Here is a 15,123-nt window from a genome sequence, read left to right on the forward strand (position 1 = left end):
GACCGCCGGCCCCGGATGTCGAATCAGGCTGCCGAGACCGAGACGTCAACTCCGGTGAATGTGTTCGCCGCAGCTCCCGACACGGTTACCGGGCCGGTGGTCCGGATGCCGAAATGATCGTTCGCGATGTTATTGCCGGTCACCTGGATCGACAACGGACTCACCGTGGCAACTCGCACCCCGGTGGTCTGCTGCGACCCCGCCTTGACGTTGTTCGTTCCGATCGTGTTGGACCCGTTGACAAGGTTGCCGCCGAGGTCCTGGCCGGCTTGCGAGACAACTGTCACGCCGGCGTCCCCGTTTCCGCTCACGGTGTTCGCGGTGACGGTGTTGCCGTAGACGGCGCCGCCGGCCACCGATGCGGACAGGACGATGCCGCCACCGCCGCCGGTCAGCCCGTTGCCAGTGACCGTGTTGGCGGTGATCGTGTTGCCTTGGACGCCGGCCGTGCCGGAAGCGCGAACCCCACCCGGTGCGGCGGCCTGGTTACGGCCGGCCAGGATCACGCCGCCCGAGCCCGCGTTGTCCTGCACCGAGTTTCCGCTGACCAGGTTGCCCGTCGCCGGGCCCGTCTCGTCGCTGAGCACGATACCGGCGGCGTTGCCGCGGACCGTGTTGTTCACGACTTTGGAGCCGGAGCTCCCGATCAGGTGGATGCCGCCACCGCAGTCGCCGGGCGTCACGCACGCGATGTAGTAGGCCGAACCGGTGCCGCGGTTGTTCCCGCTGACGATGTTGACGCTCAATGTCGCGTTGTTCACGCCCTTGACGAGGATCCCCTCACCGATCGCGTTCTGCACGGTGAAACCAGAGACCGTCACGTTGGGCGCGGCGACCTCGATGCCGTTGATCAGACCGCTCGCGTCGATCACCACGTTGCCGCTCACCTCGAGCGACAGCGGCTTGGTCACGACGACATTTTCTTTGTACGTCCCGGCGCAGGCGACGACCCGTCCCCCGCTTGCCACCTTACTGATCGCCGCGTTGATCGTCTTGACCGTCGCGGTCGCACACGACGTTCCGGCTGCCGAACCAGTCGCGCCCGGGGAGGCGTACACAAGCTGGGGTTGGGTGTTGGTTGGTGGGAGCGCGAAGGCGTAGACCCGATTGTTGCCGCTGAAGCCCACCGGCGAGAGCCGGCCGTAGCCGGAGCCCCAGAACACCATGCCGCCGGCGATCGCCGGGCCGCCGACCACCGAGCCGCCCGAGGCGTACGACCAGAGCGTCGCACCAGTACGGGCGTCGAGCGCGTACATCGTCGCATCGGAGACCGCGTTCGACATCGACCCGACGTACAGGACGCCGTTCGCGACCGACGGGGGCGCGAGGTCCTTGGTGGTACCACCGTGCGGGTCGGCCTTCTGCCAGACGATCGTGCCGGTGGCCGGGTCCAGTGCTGCGAACGAGCCGCTGGTGATCCGGGGGCCGGACGGCACGCCGTTCTGGGTCAGCTGATACGGCTGGCCACCTGAGTCGTTGGTCGTCACGTAGATGTAGTGGCCGTCGGTCGCTGTCCCCCACAACATGCCGCCGAGGAACTCGCCCGGTCCGACCAGGGTGTGCCACAACGGCTCCCCGGTCGCGGCGTCGAATGCCCAGTAGATTCCGCTCTTCTGGCCGAATCCGACGAGCCGGCGCGTCTTGCCGCCGATGGTCACGGTCAGCAGGTTGCCGCCGGAGCCGAAGTCAAAGTCGGGGCCCTTCGGGTCGGGACACCAGTCAACGCCGGATGGCACGTTCAGGCAGGCGGCCGTCCAGGTGTCGTGCGCGAACGTCTTGGAGGACCAGGCGATCGCGCCGGTGTCCATACGGAACGCCACCACCGCGTCGAAGTAGTCGTCGTCCGAGGTGCAATCCGTGCCGCCGTCGCGGATGCAGTCCTCCACGGACTCCGGCACGGTGTAGTTGTCACCGGTACCGACGATCACCAGGCCGTCGGCGACGTCGACCGTCGGGCTGCCCCAGATGGCATTACCCGAGTAGGCGTCGGTCTTCCCGCCGTTGTCCGGGATCGTGTACGTCTTCCACAGCACGGCGCCAGTCGCGGCGTTCAGCGCCACCAGCGAACCCCGGAAGGTGCAACAGGGGTAGCTCGGATCCGCGGCCGCGTTCTCCTCCTGGGAGGAGACGCCGACGTAGAGGACGCCGTCATGCTCCACCGGACTGGCCGTGATGACCGCGTTCGGGTGGTTGTCGACCTGCGTGCTCCACCGCTTGGCCCCGGTCGCCTTGTCGACCGCGAACACGGCGCCGGACAGGTCGGCCGAGATGACGGTGCTGCTGAGAATGAGCGGGCTGACCCGGGACACCGCAGCCGTACGCCCGTCGAAGTCGGTGACGGGCTTCGACCAGCGGGGCTCGCCGGTGTTCTGGTCGACGGCGTGCAGCAAGCCTCCCCAGTCCGGGAAGTAGACGACACCGTCGGATGCGGTGGGCGTGGCCGATACGTCGCCTCGAGTGCTGAACGTCCACTTCGGGGTCAGCTGGGCGGCGTTCGCTGCCGAGATCGCGGTCTCGCCGGGCTGGGACCGGTTGTTCGAGGCGTCGTAGCCGCCGGCCATCCAGGATGCGCTGGCTGCGGGAGCCGCCTGTGCGACCGATGTCAGTCCGAGCGGGGCCATCGCCACGGCGAGAGTCACCGCGGCGATGGTGAATCTTGATCGATGCTTCACGTACTGGCTCCGAATCTCCAAGATGGACCATTCGGCGCTCAGACGTCAGTCATCTATGGAAATTCATCACGGTACGGGGTGACGCAGGCCATCTTGCCGAGCGGCCGGATTGTCTTCACCCTGGACCACGGCCGATGCGGACGCAGGTTACGGCCGGGCGGTGGACACCGGCACGGACAGCGGACCGTAGGTGAAGAGAGACGGCGAATAGCGGATCTCGTGCGGCGCGACGGTCAGTTTCAGGTCGGGAAACCGCTCGAAAAGGCGAGCCAGGGCGATTTGTCCCTCGACGCGAGCCAGCGGGGCTCCGAGGCAATAGTGCGGGCCGTGACCGAACGACAGGTGCTCCCGCCGCTCGCGATCGATGTCGAAACGGTCGGCGTGGCCGCCATGCTGATCGGGATCGGTCGCCGCGCCGCCGATGCATACCACGACGGCGTCGCCGGCCGGGATGGTCACACCCGCCAGCTCGGTGTCCCGTAGGGCGTAGTGGAACGCCGAGGCGGTGACCGGTGGGTTCAGCCTCAGGGTTTCCTCCACCACATCGGCCCACCGGTTGCCCTGGATTGCCAGGGCCAGCTGCGCGGGGTGCGTGAGAAGGTTGACGACAGCTTGCCCGAGCATGTGCACCGCGGTTTCATGACCCGCGATCAACAGCAGGTAGAGCGAATCAATCAGCTCCCGGGCCGATAACGCGTCGCCGTCGTGCGCCTCGACGAGGGCGGTGGTGAGATCGTCGCCGCCCGTCCGGCGCTTCAGTTCGACGAGTTCGTGCAGATATCCGACCATGCCCTGCGCCGCAGCGATCACCTCGCCGGGCGTGCTCGTGTGCGCGAAGAGCACCCTGGTCCAGCCACGCATGCGGTGGCGATCGTGAACGGGAACGCCGAGCAGCTGGCTCGTCACCGCGACGGGCAGTTGCTCGGCGAAGGCCGGGACGATGTCCGCTTCCACCTGCTTCGCCATGCTGTCCAACAAGTCATCGACTATCCGCGCGATCCACGGACGCTGAGCGTCCACCCGCGCCGGTGTGAACGCCCCGGACACCAGACGGCGCAGCCGCCGGTGCGGCGCGCCGTCCTGGTGCAACATATGCTCGCCCTGCACATGGGGCTGCAGCAGCCAGTCGGCGGGCACCCGTCCGTCGCGAAGCGCGGCCCACTGCGACGGATTCTTCCCGAAAACCTTCCCGTTGCCGTTGAGCACCTCACGCACGGCCGCGTGCGTGGTGGCCGCCCAGACGGTGACCCCTTCGGGCAGCTCCAGCCGGAGTACCGGCCCGAGCCCGCGGAACCTGGCCAGCGTGCGCGGCAGCGCTTCGTCGACTGCGGGTAGGTGGTCTGGCTGCATGTCACCATTCTTACCAGCAACCACCTGCGGAAACACCGTTGCAGGCCGGTCCCGCTCGTAACGTGCGGATGGCCCAGCGGGGTGGATATCAGCTCAACAGGGGATAACGCGCCTGATTGCGTCCATCCACAATGATTGCGCTCAGTGAACCCATCGTCGCGTGAACGACACTTTTCGGTTGAATGCCGCGGTCTTCTCCACGTTTGTAGACCGAATGCCCCAGACCGAGGAGGAATACATGTCCACGTTCACAGTGAACGGTGTGGCCGGCGAGGTCGGCCTCGGGATCGTCAAGGAGCTGCTGATCCGTGGCGTCAGCCCGGCCGACGTCATCGCCATCGTGCACGACGTGCCGCCCCTCGGCGGCAGCGTCGACGAGGTCACCGACCTGGGTGTGCAGGTGCGGCAGGCCGACCTCACCAAGCCGGACGGCCTGGCCGACGCGTTTGCCGGCACCACCCAGTTTGTGATGGTGCCCTACGTCGGCTTCGAAAACTTCGAGCCGAACACCGACGACAACCTCGTACGCAACCGCAACGCGCTCAACGCCGCCAAGGCAGCCGGCGCCACCTGGGTCGGCTACATCAGCGGCCTGCGCGCCCAGCAGGAGAACGCGGACATCTTCCCCGCGCACAACACCACCGAGAACCTGATCCAGAGCATGTTCCCCGGCTCGTTCACGATCATGCGGGCCGGGCTTCAGTCGGAGCGTTACACCACCGGGCTGTTCACGCTCGGACTCGACGGCAGCGAGCCGCAGGTCGCGGGCCTGGCGCCAGACGGGCCGGTGTCCACCATCGCCCGGTCCGACCTGGCGAGCGCGGCCGGGCAGCTGTTCGTCACGCATCCGCATGTCGGCCAGACGCTCGAACTCGTCGCCGAGCAGACCTTCACCGAGAACGACTTCGTCAAGTTCGCCAGTGACCAGACCGGCGACAACGTCACCTTCCGCGAGGTGACCGAGGCCGAGTACCGGACGCTGGTGGGCACCATCGAGACCAACGACGTCGAGGCGGCGCTGGCGCTGGAGCTGGCCTGCCGCGACGGACGCCTCAAGTCGGACAGCAAGGACCTGCGCACCGTGCTCGGCCGGGCTCCCCTGACCACGCCGGAAGCGCTCAAAGACATCATCAAGGCCATCAACGGCTGACGACCTCGCCGATGTCGTCTCGCGCCTTCGCTTGATCGACAAGGGGAATGATCAGGAGTCAACGATGTTGACCAGAACATTTTGGATTCAGCTCGCGGAACGAGCGCTCAAGACCGGCGCGCAGTCGGCCGCGGCGATAATCGGCGCCGCCGGGCTGGATGTTCTCGATATCGACGCCACGAAGGTCATCTACATCGCCCTGCTGGCGATGCTGGCTTCCGTGCTGACGTCGATAGGCTCAGCCCCGCTGGGCAATGACAAGACCAGCCCGTCGATAACCTCCGTCGGGGCGAGTGCCCCGGCATCCGCGACGGCGGCGACCACGCCACTCGCGCCATCGCAACCGAGTACACCGACACCGTCGACATAGTGGACCAGGCGCGGTTGGCCGGCATCCCCGGCCAACCGCGCGAGGGCCGGCCCCGTGGGTCGGCCCTCGCTGGGTTCATCGAGTGGCGATCGACGACCAGAGGGGTGGGGTGCGCGTGCCGTAGACCCGCTCGGCGTAGTCGCCGTACGCCTTCGGGGCCATTTCGGAGATGACGACGCGTACCTCCTCGCCGATATTGTCGAGCAGTTCCCGGACCTGCGCCGGCTCGGCCTCGTACATGAAGAGACCAACGGCGACCGGCAGGAGATCCGGTGGCAGTGCGCCGAAGTTGGCGGCCGCCATCGCGTCCCATTCTTCGGCCTGGATGTGCTTCTCGATCAGCGGAAGCACGTATTTCAGCTCGTCGTTGAGGTGCTCGCGTACCACCGGCAGCAGCTCGCCGAGCGTGCCCTCCACGACGGTGCGGCTCTGCAGGGTCGGGTCCGCGCGCCAGGTCGCGAGTTCTTGGATCAGCCTGGTAGTGAGCGTGCCGATGAGCTCGTGATGTTCTTCCATGCCGTGCACCAGGGGGCGAATCTCCTCCGGGGCACGCTCCAGCAGCCGGGGCCAGATCTCGAGGTCCTCGGCGTGGTGGTGATGGTGAAGGCCCATGCTGATCAAGCCCACGTGATCGTGGACGATCTCCGCACGCCGGCGGTCGCCCTCGAACACCGTCCGGACGAGTTCGGGCATCAGGAAGAACTCGCGGAGAAATCCCGTGTGCACCATGCTCATGTCCCGGGTCATCACACCCGGCGCCTTGCTCGCCATTGCCGACTCCCTGACTGGCTACTCAGTGACTTACGAAACATTGCGGCAACCGGCGTGATCGGAGCCGTGCACCACCGGACAGACGGCATGAGTCACCCTCCGGTAAAATTGAGTGGTACGACACCGGATTCACTACAGTCGGACCGGAGCCAAATGTACCCCACGAGTCGCCAGCCGCGCACCTACCACTCCGCGCTCCGCAGTCAGCAGGCCGCGCAGACCCGGGAGCGGGTCCTCGACGCGGCGGCGGTGTGTTTCGCCGCCAACGGTTACGGACGCACAACGCTCGCCTCGATCGCCGAGCGCGCCGGCGTCTCGGTGGAAACCGTGCAGGCTAACGGGCCCAAGCGGGCCCTGCTCATGGCCTCGTTCGAGCGCGTCTTCACCGGCGACGAGGGCCCCCGGCCGGTCTCCGAGACGCCGACCGGCCAGCAAATCCTCACCGAGATCGATCTGGCCGGATTCCGGGCCGCGCTGGTGGCGTTCCTGGTCGCCGCCAACAGCCGTGGGGTGCGTCTCTGGCGAGCCTTCGAGGCGGCCGCCGACAGCGACAAGGAGGTCATGGCGTCGCTGCAACAACTGTGGGAGCGGCGGCGGATCGATGTCACCGCCGCGATTGCCGCGCTGATCGAACGGGGAGCGGTGATCTCGGACCCAGCGGCGGCCGCCGACGTGCTCTCCTTCTTGATCTCCCCGGAGGGTTACGAACAGCTCGTACTGCGCGCAGGATGGTCGAACGACACTTACGCGCATTGGCTCGACCAAGCGATCGAACAGTTGCGATGAGCGCTTGGACCGAGCCGAGGTGACCTTCGACACGCTTCGTACAAATTTCATTGCCACTAGTGTTCCCGCATCACGTCGGGGCCGCTGCAGCCTTAATTGATCATTCCCCGGTCGCGCGCAGACGCCTGGCCCGGCTACCAGAGCGCGATGTCGTGGTTCATTCGGAACATGTTCGCAGGGTCGAATCGACGCTGAACGCGGGCCAGCCGTTCCTGCCGCTGCGCGCCGTAGGCGAGGCGCACGCGGTCGCCACCGGCATCCTCGTCGCCGCCGACGAAGTTGACTGTGCGCAGGCCGTCGACCTCCCATGGCGCGAGCCCGTTCCCCAACCGATGGAGGCGCGCGTTCAGCAGATCCTCGTCAGGACCGCCGATCCCGAACGCGTTCACGACGTACGGGCTCCGCAGCGCCGGAACGGCATTCGGCACCGGCGGCTCTCGATCAGACGCACCGCCGAGCGGACGAATCTCGACCATCGTGAGCGGACAGTCCGGTTCCGGCCCGGCAACCTCGATGAAGGCGTCGAGCACCTCGTCGGACAGTTCCCTCAGCGTCGTTGTCCAGCTGTAAAGCGGAGTCCCGCTCTCGGTGTCGAGATCAATCATCGCGCTTTCGGCGTACGGCCGCGCGTACACCTGGTCGATGAGCAAGGGAGAAATGGCGCGGATCGGGGCGATCAGCCGCTCGCCCTCCGCGGCCGGGCCGAGAAAGGCGAACCGGATCTGTAGCACGAAGGCGTTCCCCAGCATTTCGGGCAGTATTTCCGCCAGAACGGGAATGCGCTCGACGGCCACCGATGTGGTTGCGCGCTCCGGCAGTGACCCGGCCCACGTTCGCCATATCGGCAACACGTCGGCCATGCTGCGGGCGGGCAGATACAGGCTGCCGCCGTAGGAGGTCGTCTCCTCCATCAGGTCGAACGTGATCGCGGTGACGACGCCGAAGTTGCCTTTGCCGCCGCGCAGTGCCCAGAACAGGTCGGGCTCGCCGTCGGCGGTGACATGTCGGAGCTCGCCGTCGGCGGTGACCACCTCGATCTCCCGCACGTGGTCGGCGGCCGAGCCCAGAGAACTCTGCCCGGCGCCCAATGTGTAGCCGACTACACCGGCTTCGGGGCTGGATCCACTCATCGGCGCCAGCCCGTACCGGGCGGCCTCGTCGACGACCGTTTTCCAGCGCACTCCGGCTTCGACGCGCGCAGTCCGGTCCGTCTTGTCGACGTGGACACCGTGCATTCGGGACGTGTTGATGAGAACGGCACCGTGGGCGATTCGAACGACCTGACGCCCGGTTGCTCGAATCGCCACCGGCAGGTGGTGTCTGGCAGCGAAACGGACCACCGCCTGCACATCCGCCACGCTGGTCGCTCCGACTGCTATCACCGACTCCAGATATTCCAGCGGGTTGTCAGCGGCGGCCTCGGCAACATGGGTCGCGCCGTCAGTGGTTGAAACACCCCGGAAGAGAAAAACCGGCCCGGCGACGCCTTCACGTAGCTCCCTGACGTCACCTTCCCACGCGGACATTGAACCGTCATCCACTTTCTCTCACTATTCCGTCGCATGCGGAGGGGATTGGCGTGTGACGCCACGAAAGTGGCACGTCCACGATGTTGCTCCGGTTTTCGTGTCGTTGCCATCCCACACGCCGGGTACCCAAAGCCCGCGCCTCCGGCAGCCCGTTTTGCGCACCACGTGATGGGTACCCAAAAGATTTCAGAAACGACATGGCCCTGACCAGCGACCGCGGGGATTCCAGCGTTCACGACAGTGACGTTCATCTGAGCGACGTTCGTTACAAGCAAAGGCTGTGACGAGGCCTGGATATCTCCCCGAGCCGAGCCATAACGTGTCGGTGGAGTCCACGGTTGCTTGTGGACTTCCGGCGTAACAGATCTGCGCCGGAATTCGCATTCGATCGCCAATCTGAAGGAACTAGGAGTGAGCCGAGTGCATTCACGTAAACGTTTTGGTTTCATCGCCGCCGCGATACCCTCCGTTCTCATGGCAGGTGCGCTGGCGGCGGATCCCGCCTTTGCGGCAGCCGGGACATCGCACGACGGGGGCGCCGCCGTCACACAGCAACCGGGAGATGCGACGATTCCGTTGCCGAATCATGAATGCCAAGCTGTCGCGCACACCATCTGCTATACGCCCGCACAGCTGAGCAAGGCCTACAACCTGGACCCGCTGTACAAGGCCGGCATCACCGGCAAGGGCCAGACCATTGTGATCATGACGGCGTTCGGATCACCCACCCTTCAGCACGACCTTGACGTCTACAGCAAACAGTTCGGTCTCAAGACCACCAAGGTCGACGTCATCAGCTTCCGTCGCCAACCTGTCTTCGACCCGGACAACAATTCGCAGATCAATTGGGCGATCGGGATCACGGGTGAAGTCGAGCTGGCTCACACGGCCGCGCCGGACGCCCGGATCGTCCTGGCCGAAACCGGAGTGGACGTCGCGCAGACCGTTACCGGCTGGCGACAGGTGATGGACGCCGAGAAATACCTCATCGATCACAACATCGGTGACGTCATCGTCAACGGTTTCAACACGACGGAAAACAACTTCCCCGGCTTCGACAAGGGGGACTTTTCCAGCATCGAAGACCTGCGGTACGCCTTCAAGGACGCCGAAAAGCACCACGTCACTCTGATCGGAGCTTCGGGTCAGCGCGGCACGACGAGCCTCGAACCGGATGGTTCGACCCCCTATCCGTTCCAGGTGAACTCGTGGCCGTCGTCCGACCCGCTTGTCACCTCCGTCGGCGGCACCAGCCTGCACCTGACTGACACGGGTGAGCGCACCGCACCCGACAGCGTTTTCAACGACAACGACATTCACCTCGGGGCGAGCGGCGGCGGACTCTCGCACGTGTTCGCGCGCCCCTCTTACCAGGACGGCGTCAAGAATGTCGTGGGCAATCACCGCAGCACGCCGGACATCTCGATGAACGCCGCGGGCCGGGGCGGCTTCTGGACGTACGGGTCGGCTGTCCCTGTCTTTTCCGGCTGGCGTGAGCTCAACGGGACCGAGCAGGGGGCACCGTACTTCGCCGGCATCGTCGCTCTTGCCGGTCAGATGGCTCACCACCGCCTGGGCAACATCAATGAGACCGTGTACAAGCTGGCGGCCGCGTCCCGGCACGACGCCCGGACCGGAATCATCGACGTGAATGACGGGACGAACAACAACGTTGTCAACGTCCCGGGCTTCACCGCGGTGGACGGTTACGAACCCGCGGCCGGGGTGGGCACTTTCAACGCCGCCCTCTTCGTGCCCCGGCTCGCCCAGGGCCACTGACGTCCACGAGCGTAATTGGCTGCCAGGCCTTCCAGCTGCCGCGCTCGCCGCCGTTGGCGGTCAGCGGGTGACTTGACGAGACAGGGCCCCTCATCGCCGGCACGGTGGTTTCACTCATCGTGACGGCGACCCGATGGGGCCCTGTTCGTCCTTGCGTAGCGATCCAGGATGTTGCTGATCTCCGGAACGCATACCCGGGGCCTTGAAATACGTGTCGTCGTGGTTTTCGTGGAGTGGGCGCGAAACGAGAATGAGGGAAAGTAGTGACTGATTCAGCGCGGTCGCGGGAATTCGACCTGGCCGAGTTGCGTGAAGCCGTCGCCGGGCCGGTGTTGCGGCGGTCAGATGTGGGGTACACCAACGAGGTCGCCGTTTACAACCCGGTTGACTTTCTCGCACCGGTGGCGGCGGTCGGGGTGACCGGCGTGGCTGATGTGCAAGCTGTGGTCCGCTTCGCTGCGAAACATGACCTGCCGGTCGCGATTCGGGCGACCGGGCATCAGGTGGCTCTCCACGCGCGCGGCGCCCTTCTCATCAACACCTCCCGCATGGACGGTGTATCTGTCGACGAGATCGGGCGGATTGCACGAGTTGAGGCCGGCGTGCGCTGGAGCGCGGTCATCGACGAAGCCGCCCGGTACGGGTTGGCACCGATGAGCGGATCCAGTCCCGACGTCGGCGTGGTGGGCTACACGTTGGGCGGCGGGCAGAGTCCGGTGCTCGGCCGCTCCCTGGGCTGGGCCGCCGACCACGTGCGGGAGATCGAGGTGGTCACCGCCGACGGCGAGCTACGACACGTCACCGCCGACCGCGAGCCCGACCTGTTCTGGGCGCTGCGCGGCGGCAAAGGCAACTTCGGCGTCGTCACCGCGATCACGTTCGACCTGTTCGAGGTGGGCACGTTTTATGGGGGCAGCATGTATCTGCCCGGCGCGCGCATCGCTGAAGTGTTGCCGATATGGCGCACCTGGGCCGGCACGCTGCCCGAACAGGCAACCACATCGATCGCCGCCGAGCGAACCCCCGCGCTGCCGGAACTACCGCGAGTACTTCGGAACTCGTTCGTGCTGCACGTCCGGTTCGCATTTCTGGGTTCGGCCGAAGCCGGCGAACGGTTGATCGCCCCGATCCGCGCGATCGCTCCCGCGCTGATTGACGGCATACAAACACGGCCGTACACCGAAACCGCCACGATTCACCTCCCCCGGCCGGCGGCAACCCCGTACTACAGCCGGACCACGACGCTGTCCGAACTCTCCGACAAGGTGCTGGACGCGCTCGTCGAGCTCACCGGACCCGACTCGGACTGCCCGCTCGCCATGGTCGAGATCCGTGCCTTGGGCGGCGCCCTGGACCGCGAGCCACCCGTGCCGAACGCCGTGCCCACTCGCGGGATCCCGTACGTCGTCAACGCCTTCGGAGTCAGCGACCTTGACGAAGAAGAGCTCATGGATGGTTATCTTGATGAAGTCGTCGACGTACTCGCGCCGTGGGCCGTCGACGGCCGCCGGACGGTGAACTTCCTCGGCAGCGAGGAAGCCGTTACCCGCGACCAGATGCGACGCGTCTATGGCGCACAACGATACGACCGGCTGGCCGACATCAAGCGTCGCTTCGACCCGGGCAACATGTTCCGCATCAATCACAACATCGCGCCGCAGTAGCGGCAGCGCCGCGCAAGGTTTTACAGGTCGGGCGAGGCGAGTTGGTGTAGCCGCCGCGCCGAGTCCGAACCTGGCGCGGCGCCCAGGTAGATCGTCCGCTGTGCCAAGGTGTCCGGGACCCGCAGCACCTGTCCGTGCAGGGTCATTCGCCCGACCACGGGATGGTCGAACAGCCAGGTCGACTCGGAGCACTCGCCCACTCGGTACTCGGACCACAGACGTTGAAAGTCGGGGTCGTTGGCGCCCAGCTCGGTGATCAGCGCGGTCAGGTCGGGATCGTCGGGCAGTTCGGCGGTGGCAACCCGAAGGAATCCCACGATGCGTGTCGCCAGGTCCTCCCAGTTGACCAGTAGGTCACGCATCGCGGGGTTGAGGAAGGTGTGGCGTGAGACGTTGACGCGGTCACCCGAACGCAGACCGAACAATGCGTGATAGAGGCTGTTGCCACCGAGGATGTCGCCGTACCTGCCGATGATGCCGGCGGCTTGTCCGCTGCTGCCCTCGACGAGAGTCAGCAACGAATCACCGACTCTTTCGGCGCCTCGGTCCTGCCGGGTCAGCTGCTCGGGCCACGCCAAACGGGCCAGGTGCAGGCGCTCGTCCTCGCTCAGCCGAAGTGCCCGGGTTATGGCGCCGAAGACCGAGTCGGACATGTGGTGGCTTTCGCCCTGCTCCAGCCGTGCGTAATAACTCGCGCTGACGCCCGCCAGCTTCGCCACCTCGACGCGACGCAGGCCAGGGACGCGACGCGTTGAGCCGTACATCGCAATGCCGGCCTCGTCCGGGCTCAACGCGGCTCGGCGAGTACGCAGGAACTCGCCAAGATCATTGCCTCGAAACTGAACCACGCTGGAATTCTCTGTCGGCATTTTCGTCGTTGCTACCCCACGCCATGCGCACCCATCTCCATATATAACGGTTGAAAGCCATCAAATAGAGAATGTCGACCCCTATTATATGCCGATGCTTCACTGAAGGTGACTGCCCGGTTGCATGACGTGTCATCGTCCATGACCCACCGGGCCGCCCCGGGACCAACGTCACATCGACCGCAACACGTACTTTCACCAGGTCCATTATGAGCGAGTCTGGGTACGCACGGCATGGGGTGGCGCACGCCCGGATCTCCGGCAGAGAATTCAGGTGCGGTAAAGACGTTTCTTTGGGCGTGGCGCCGTAACCCGCGCACAACCGCTCACGAAAAACTCCGCGAACGATTTCCTATCGAGATCGTTACCTTGACTAACGTAGCCCGTCGGCGAACGTGGACCGGCCGCAAACCTTTCTGGGAGTTCCCATCTTGAGCCCTGACAACACGGCTCGCATCAGTCGCACCGACGTCCCGCACATGAAATGGTGGGGATGGGGCATCGACGGAGTCAGCTTCAGCTATGCCGACATGCCCAACTTCGCGCCGTTCATCAAGCGTCAGGTCGGCCTCGACCTGGAGACCCGCGTCGCGCAACCGGCACCGTCTTTTGACGAGCTCGACGTTCCGACGTCGCGCATCCCGGACGACCTGACGAATTTCTTGATCGACGTTGTCGGCGCCGACAACGTCGTCAGCACCGCCCACGAGCGTGTCCTGCACGGGTCCGGCAAGAGCATCCGCGACCTCATGTATGTGCGGGCCGGCGACTTCGCCCGTCTGCCGGACGTCGTGGTCTACCCCGCATCGGAGTCCGAGGTCGCAGCGCTTGTCGCTCTGGCCGTCGCACGCGACTTCGTGATCATCCCGTTCGGCGGCGGCTCCAACATCGCCGGCAGCCTCGAGCCCGAGCTAGCCGAGGAACGCACCGTGGTCTCGCTGGACATGGGACGGCTCAACCGGGTGCTGGACATCAACGCCGAGGCGGGACTGGCGCGGGTCGAGGCCGGCGTCCGCGGTCCCGACCTCGAGGCCCAGTTGAAGGCAGCCGGGTGGACGCTCGGCCACTTCCCGGACAGCTTCTCGCACTCGACACTCGGCGGCTGGGTGGCCACCCGTTCGTCCGGTATGCAGTCCGATCGGTACGGCGACATCGCCGACATGACCAAGGGCCTGCGGGTGGCCCGCCCGGACGGCATCCTCGACCTTCGGCCCTTGCCGAGCACCTCCACCGGGCCGAGTCTGAAGGAGATGATCCTCGGCAGCGAGGGCCGGCTCGGCGTGATCACCGAGGTCACCGTGCAGGTTCACCGGGTGCCCGAAGCCCGCGAGATCCGGGCCTACCTGTTCCGTACGTGGGCGCACGGCGTCGCCGCGATGAGAGAGATCACGCAGAGCGGCCTACCGGTGACGTTGACCCGCGTCTCGGACGCGCGCGAGACCTCGTTCTCGTTCGCTACGAGCAAGGCCAGCGGCGGTGTCGCGGCTTTGGTCAAGAAAGGATTGATGAGGTATCTCAAGGCGCGGGGCTGGGATCTTGACGCGATCGCGTTGTCTTTCATCGGCTTCGAGGGCAGCGCGCAGCAGATCGCCGCGATCCAAAAGGCGGTCCGCCGGGTCGTGAAGAAGCATGAGGGCATCAGTATCGGAACCGGCCCGGGCGTGCTCTACGACCAGAAAAAGTTCGATACGCCGTACATCCGGGACTTCCTGCTGGACCGTGGCGGCGCGGCCGACGTCTCCGACACCGCGGCCCCCTGGGAACTGCTGACCACCATGCACGAACGGGTGTACGCGGCGGCCCACGGCGTGTTCGACCAGCTCGGCGTGCGGGGCTGGATCATGTGCCACCTCTCCCACTCGTATCGGTCGGGAGCGTGCCTCTACTTCACGTTCGCCTTCGTCGAGGAAGGCCCACCCCAGATCGAGAATTACGACGTGGTCAAGAACGCGGTCCAGCAGGCATTCGTGGACGTCGGTGGCACGCTCTCGCACCACCACGCCGTCGGCGTCGAGCATGCCCCCTGGCTCGAAGACGTGTTGTCCCCGAGCGGTTACCGCGTGGTCGCGGGTTTGCTGGAATCCGCTGACCCGGGCCGCAATCTCAACCCCGGCAAGATCGTCACAGTGGAGTAGGACGCGGTGCGGCGGCCCACCCTCGTCGCACGATGGCGAGGGCGGGCC

General features: G+C 65.8%; 11 protein-coding genes. 6 read left to right on the plus strand and 5 right to left on the minus strand.

Going from position 1 to position 15,123, the window contains the following annotated elements:
• Nucleotides 1-23: 23 nt before the first annotated feature.
• Together HH310_RS19570 and HH310_RS45400 are read right to left on the minus strand one after the other, a co-directional pair.
• Nucleotides 24-2,639, minus strand: a complete 2,616-nt coding sequence (locus HH310_RS19570; protein WP_169177030.1) for a PQQ-binding-like beta-propeller repeat protein — start codon at nt 2,637-2,639, stop codon at nt 24-26.
• 180 nt (nt 2,640-2,819) lie between these two features.
• Nucleotides 2,820-3,878 (minus strand): cytochrome P450, encoded by a 1,059-nt coding sequence (locus HH310_RS45400; protein WP_169177031.1) that lies wholly within the window; start codon nt 3,876-3,878, stop codon nt 2,820-2,822.
• 382 nt (nt 3,879-4,260) lie between these two features.
• Here HH310_RS45400 and HH310_RS19580 point away from each other — a divergent pair, with 382 nt between their 5' ends.
• Entirely contained in the window at nt 4,261-5,172 is a 912-nt protein-coding gene (locus HH310_RS19580) for an NAD(P)H-binding protein (protein ID WP_169177032.1), read from the plus strand.
• Between the two features lie 31 nt (nt 5,173-5,203).
• Nucleotides 5,204-5,542: a holin gene (locus HH310_RS19585; protein WP_211192368.1), complete on the plus strand. Its 339-nt coding sequence runs from the start codon at nt 5,204-5,206 to the stop codon at nt 5,540-5,542.
• A 75-nt stretch (nt 5,543-5,617) separates the two neighbouring features.
• On the opposite strand, the gene HH310_RS19590 is transcribed toward HH310_RS19585, so the two are convergent.
• A complete protein-coding gene (locus HH310_RS19590) occupies nt 5,618-6,313 on the minus strand; it encodes a hemerythrin domain-containing protein (RefSeq protein ID WP_169177033.1) in 696 nt (231 codons plus the stop codon).
• 153 nt (nt 6,314-6,466) lie between these two features.
• On the opposite strand from HH310_RS19590, the gene HH310_RS19595 reads away from it, so the two are divergent.
• On the plus strand, nt 6,467-7,099 hold the full coding sequence (locus HH310_RS19595) for a TetR/AcrR family transcriptional regulator (protein ID WP_169177034.1): 633 nt from the start codon (nt 6,467-6,469) through the stop codon (nt 7,097-7,099).
• A gap of 134 nt (nt 7,100-7,233) precedes the next feature.
• Here the strand turns inward: HH310_RS19595 and HH310_RS19600 are convergent, their stop codons facing one another.
• Nucleotides 7,234-8,640 carry an FAD-binding oxidoreductase gene (locus HH310_RS19600; RefSeq protein ID WP_211192369.1) on the minus strand — a complete coding sequence of 469 codons (1,407 nt, stop codon included), beginning with the start codon at nt 8,638-8,640 and terminating at the stop codon, nt 7,234-7,236.
• A gap of 399 nt (nt 8,641-9,039) precedes the next feature.
• On the opposite strand from HH310_RS19600, the gene HH310_RS19605 reads away from it, so the two are divergent.
• The gene (locus HH310_RS19605) at nt 9,040-10,407 is read left to right on the plus strand and encodes a S53 family peptidase (protein WP_211192370.1); all 1,368 of its coding nucleotides are present in this window, start codon (nt 9,040-9,042) and stop codon (nt 10,405-10,407) included.
• Nucleotides 10,408-10,670: 263 nt separating this feature from the next.
• The gene (locus HH310_RS19610) at nt 10,671-12,071 is read left to right on the plus strand and encodes an FAD-binding oxidoreductase (protein ID WP_211192371.1); all 1,401 of its coding nucleotides are present in this window, start codon (nt 10,671-10,673) and stop codon (nt 12,069-12,071) included.
• 20 nt (nt 12,072-12,091) lie between these two features.
• On the opposite strand, the gene HH310_RS19615 is transcribed toward HH310_RS19610, so the two are convergent.
• On the minus strand, nt 12,092-12,919 hold the full coding sequence (locus tag HH310_RS19615) for a helix-turn-helix transcriptional regulator (protein WP_169177035.1): 828 nt from the start codon (nt 12,917-12,919) through the stop codon (nt 12,092-12,094).
• Between the two features lie 452 nt (nt 12,920-13,371).
• On the opposite strand from HH310_RS19615, the gene HH310_RS19620 reads away from it, so the two are divergent.
• Complete coding sequence (locus HH310_RS19620) at nt 13,372-15,075, plus strand: FAD-binding oxidoreductase (RefSeq protein WP_211192372.1); 1,704 nt, start codon at nt 13,372-13,374, stop codon at nt 15,073-15,075.
• Nucleotides 15,076-15,123: the final 48 nt, after the last annotated feature.

This window comes from Actinoplanes sp. TBRC 11911 (genome assembly GCF_012933445.1).
GTDB lineage: Bacteria > Actinomycetota > Actinomycetes > Mycobacteriales > Micromonosporaceae > Actinoplanes.

What these genes read in the sequence shown, in the direction of transcription:
- HH310_RS19580 (WP_169177032.1), top strand. Translation starts at nt 4,261, where the DNA reads ATGTCCACGTTCACAGTGAACGGTGTGGCCGGCGAGGTCGGCCTCGGG.
- HH310_RS19590 (WP_169177033.1), bottom strand. Translation starts at nt 6,313, where the DNA reads ATGGCGAGCAAGGCGCCGGGTGTGATGACCCGGGACATGAGCATGGTG.
- HH310_RS19595 (WP_169177034.1), top strand. Translation starts at nt 6,467, where the DNA reads ATGTACCCCACGAGTCGCCAGCCGCGCACCTACCACTCCGCGCTCCGC.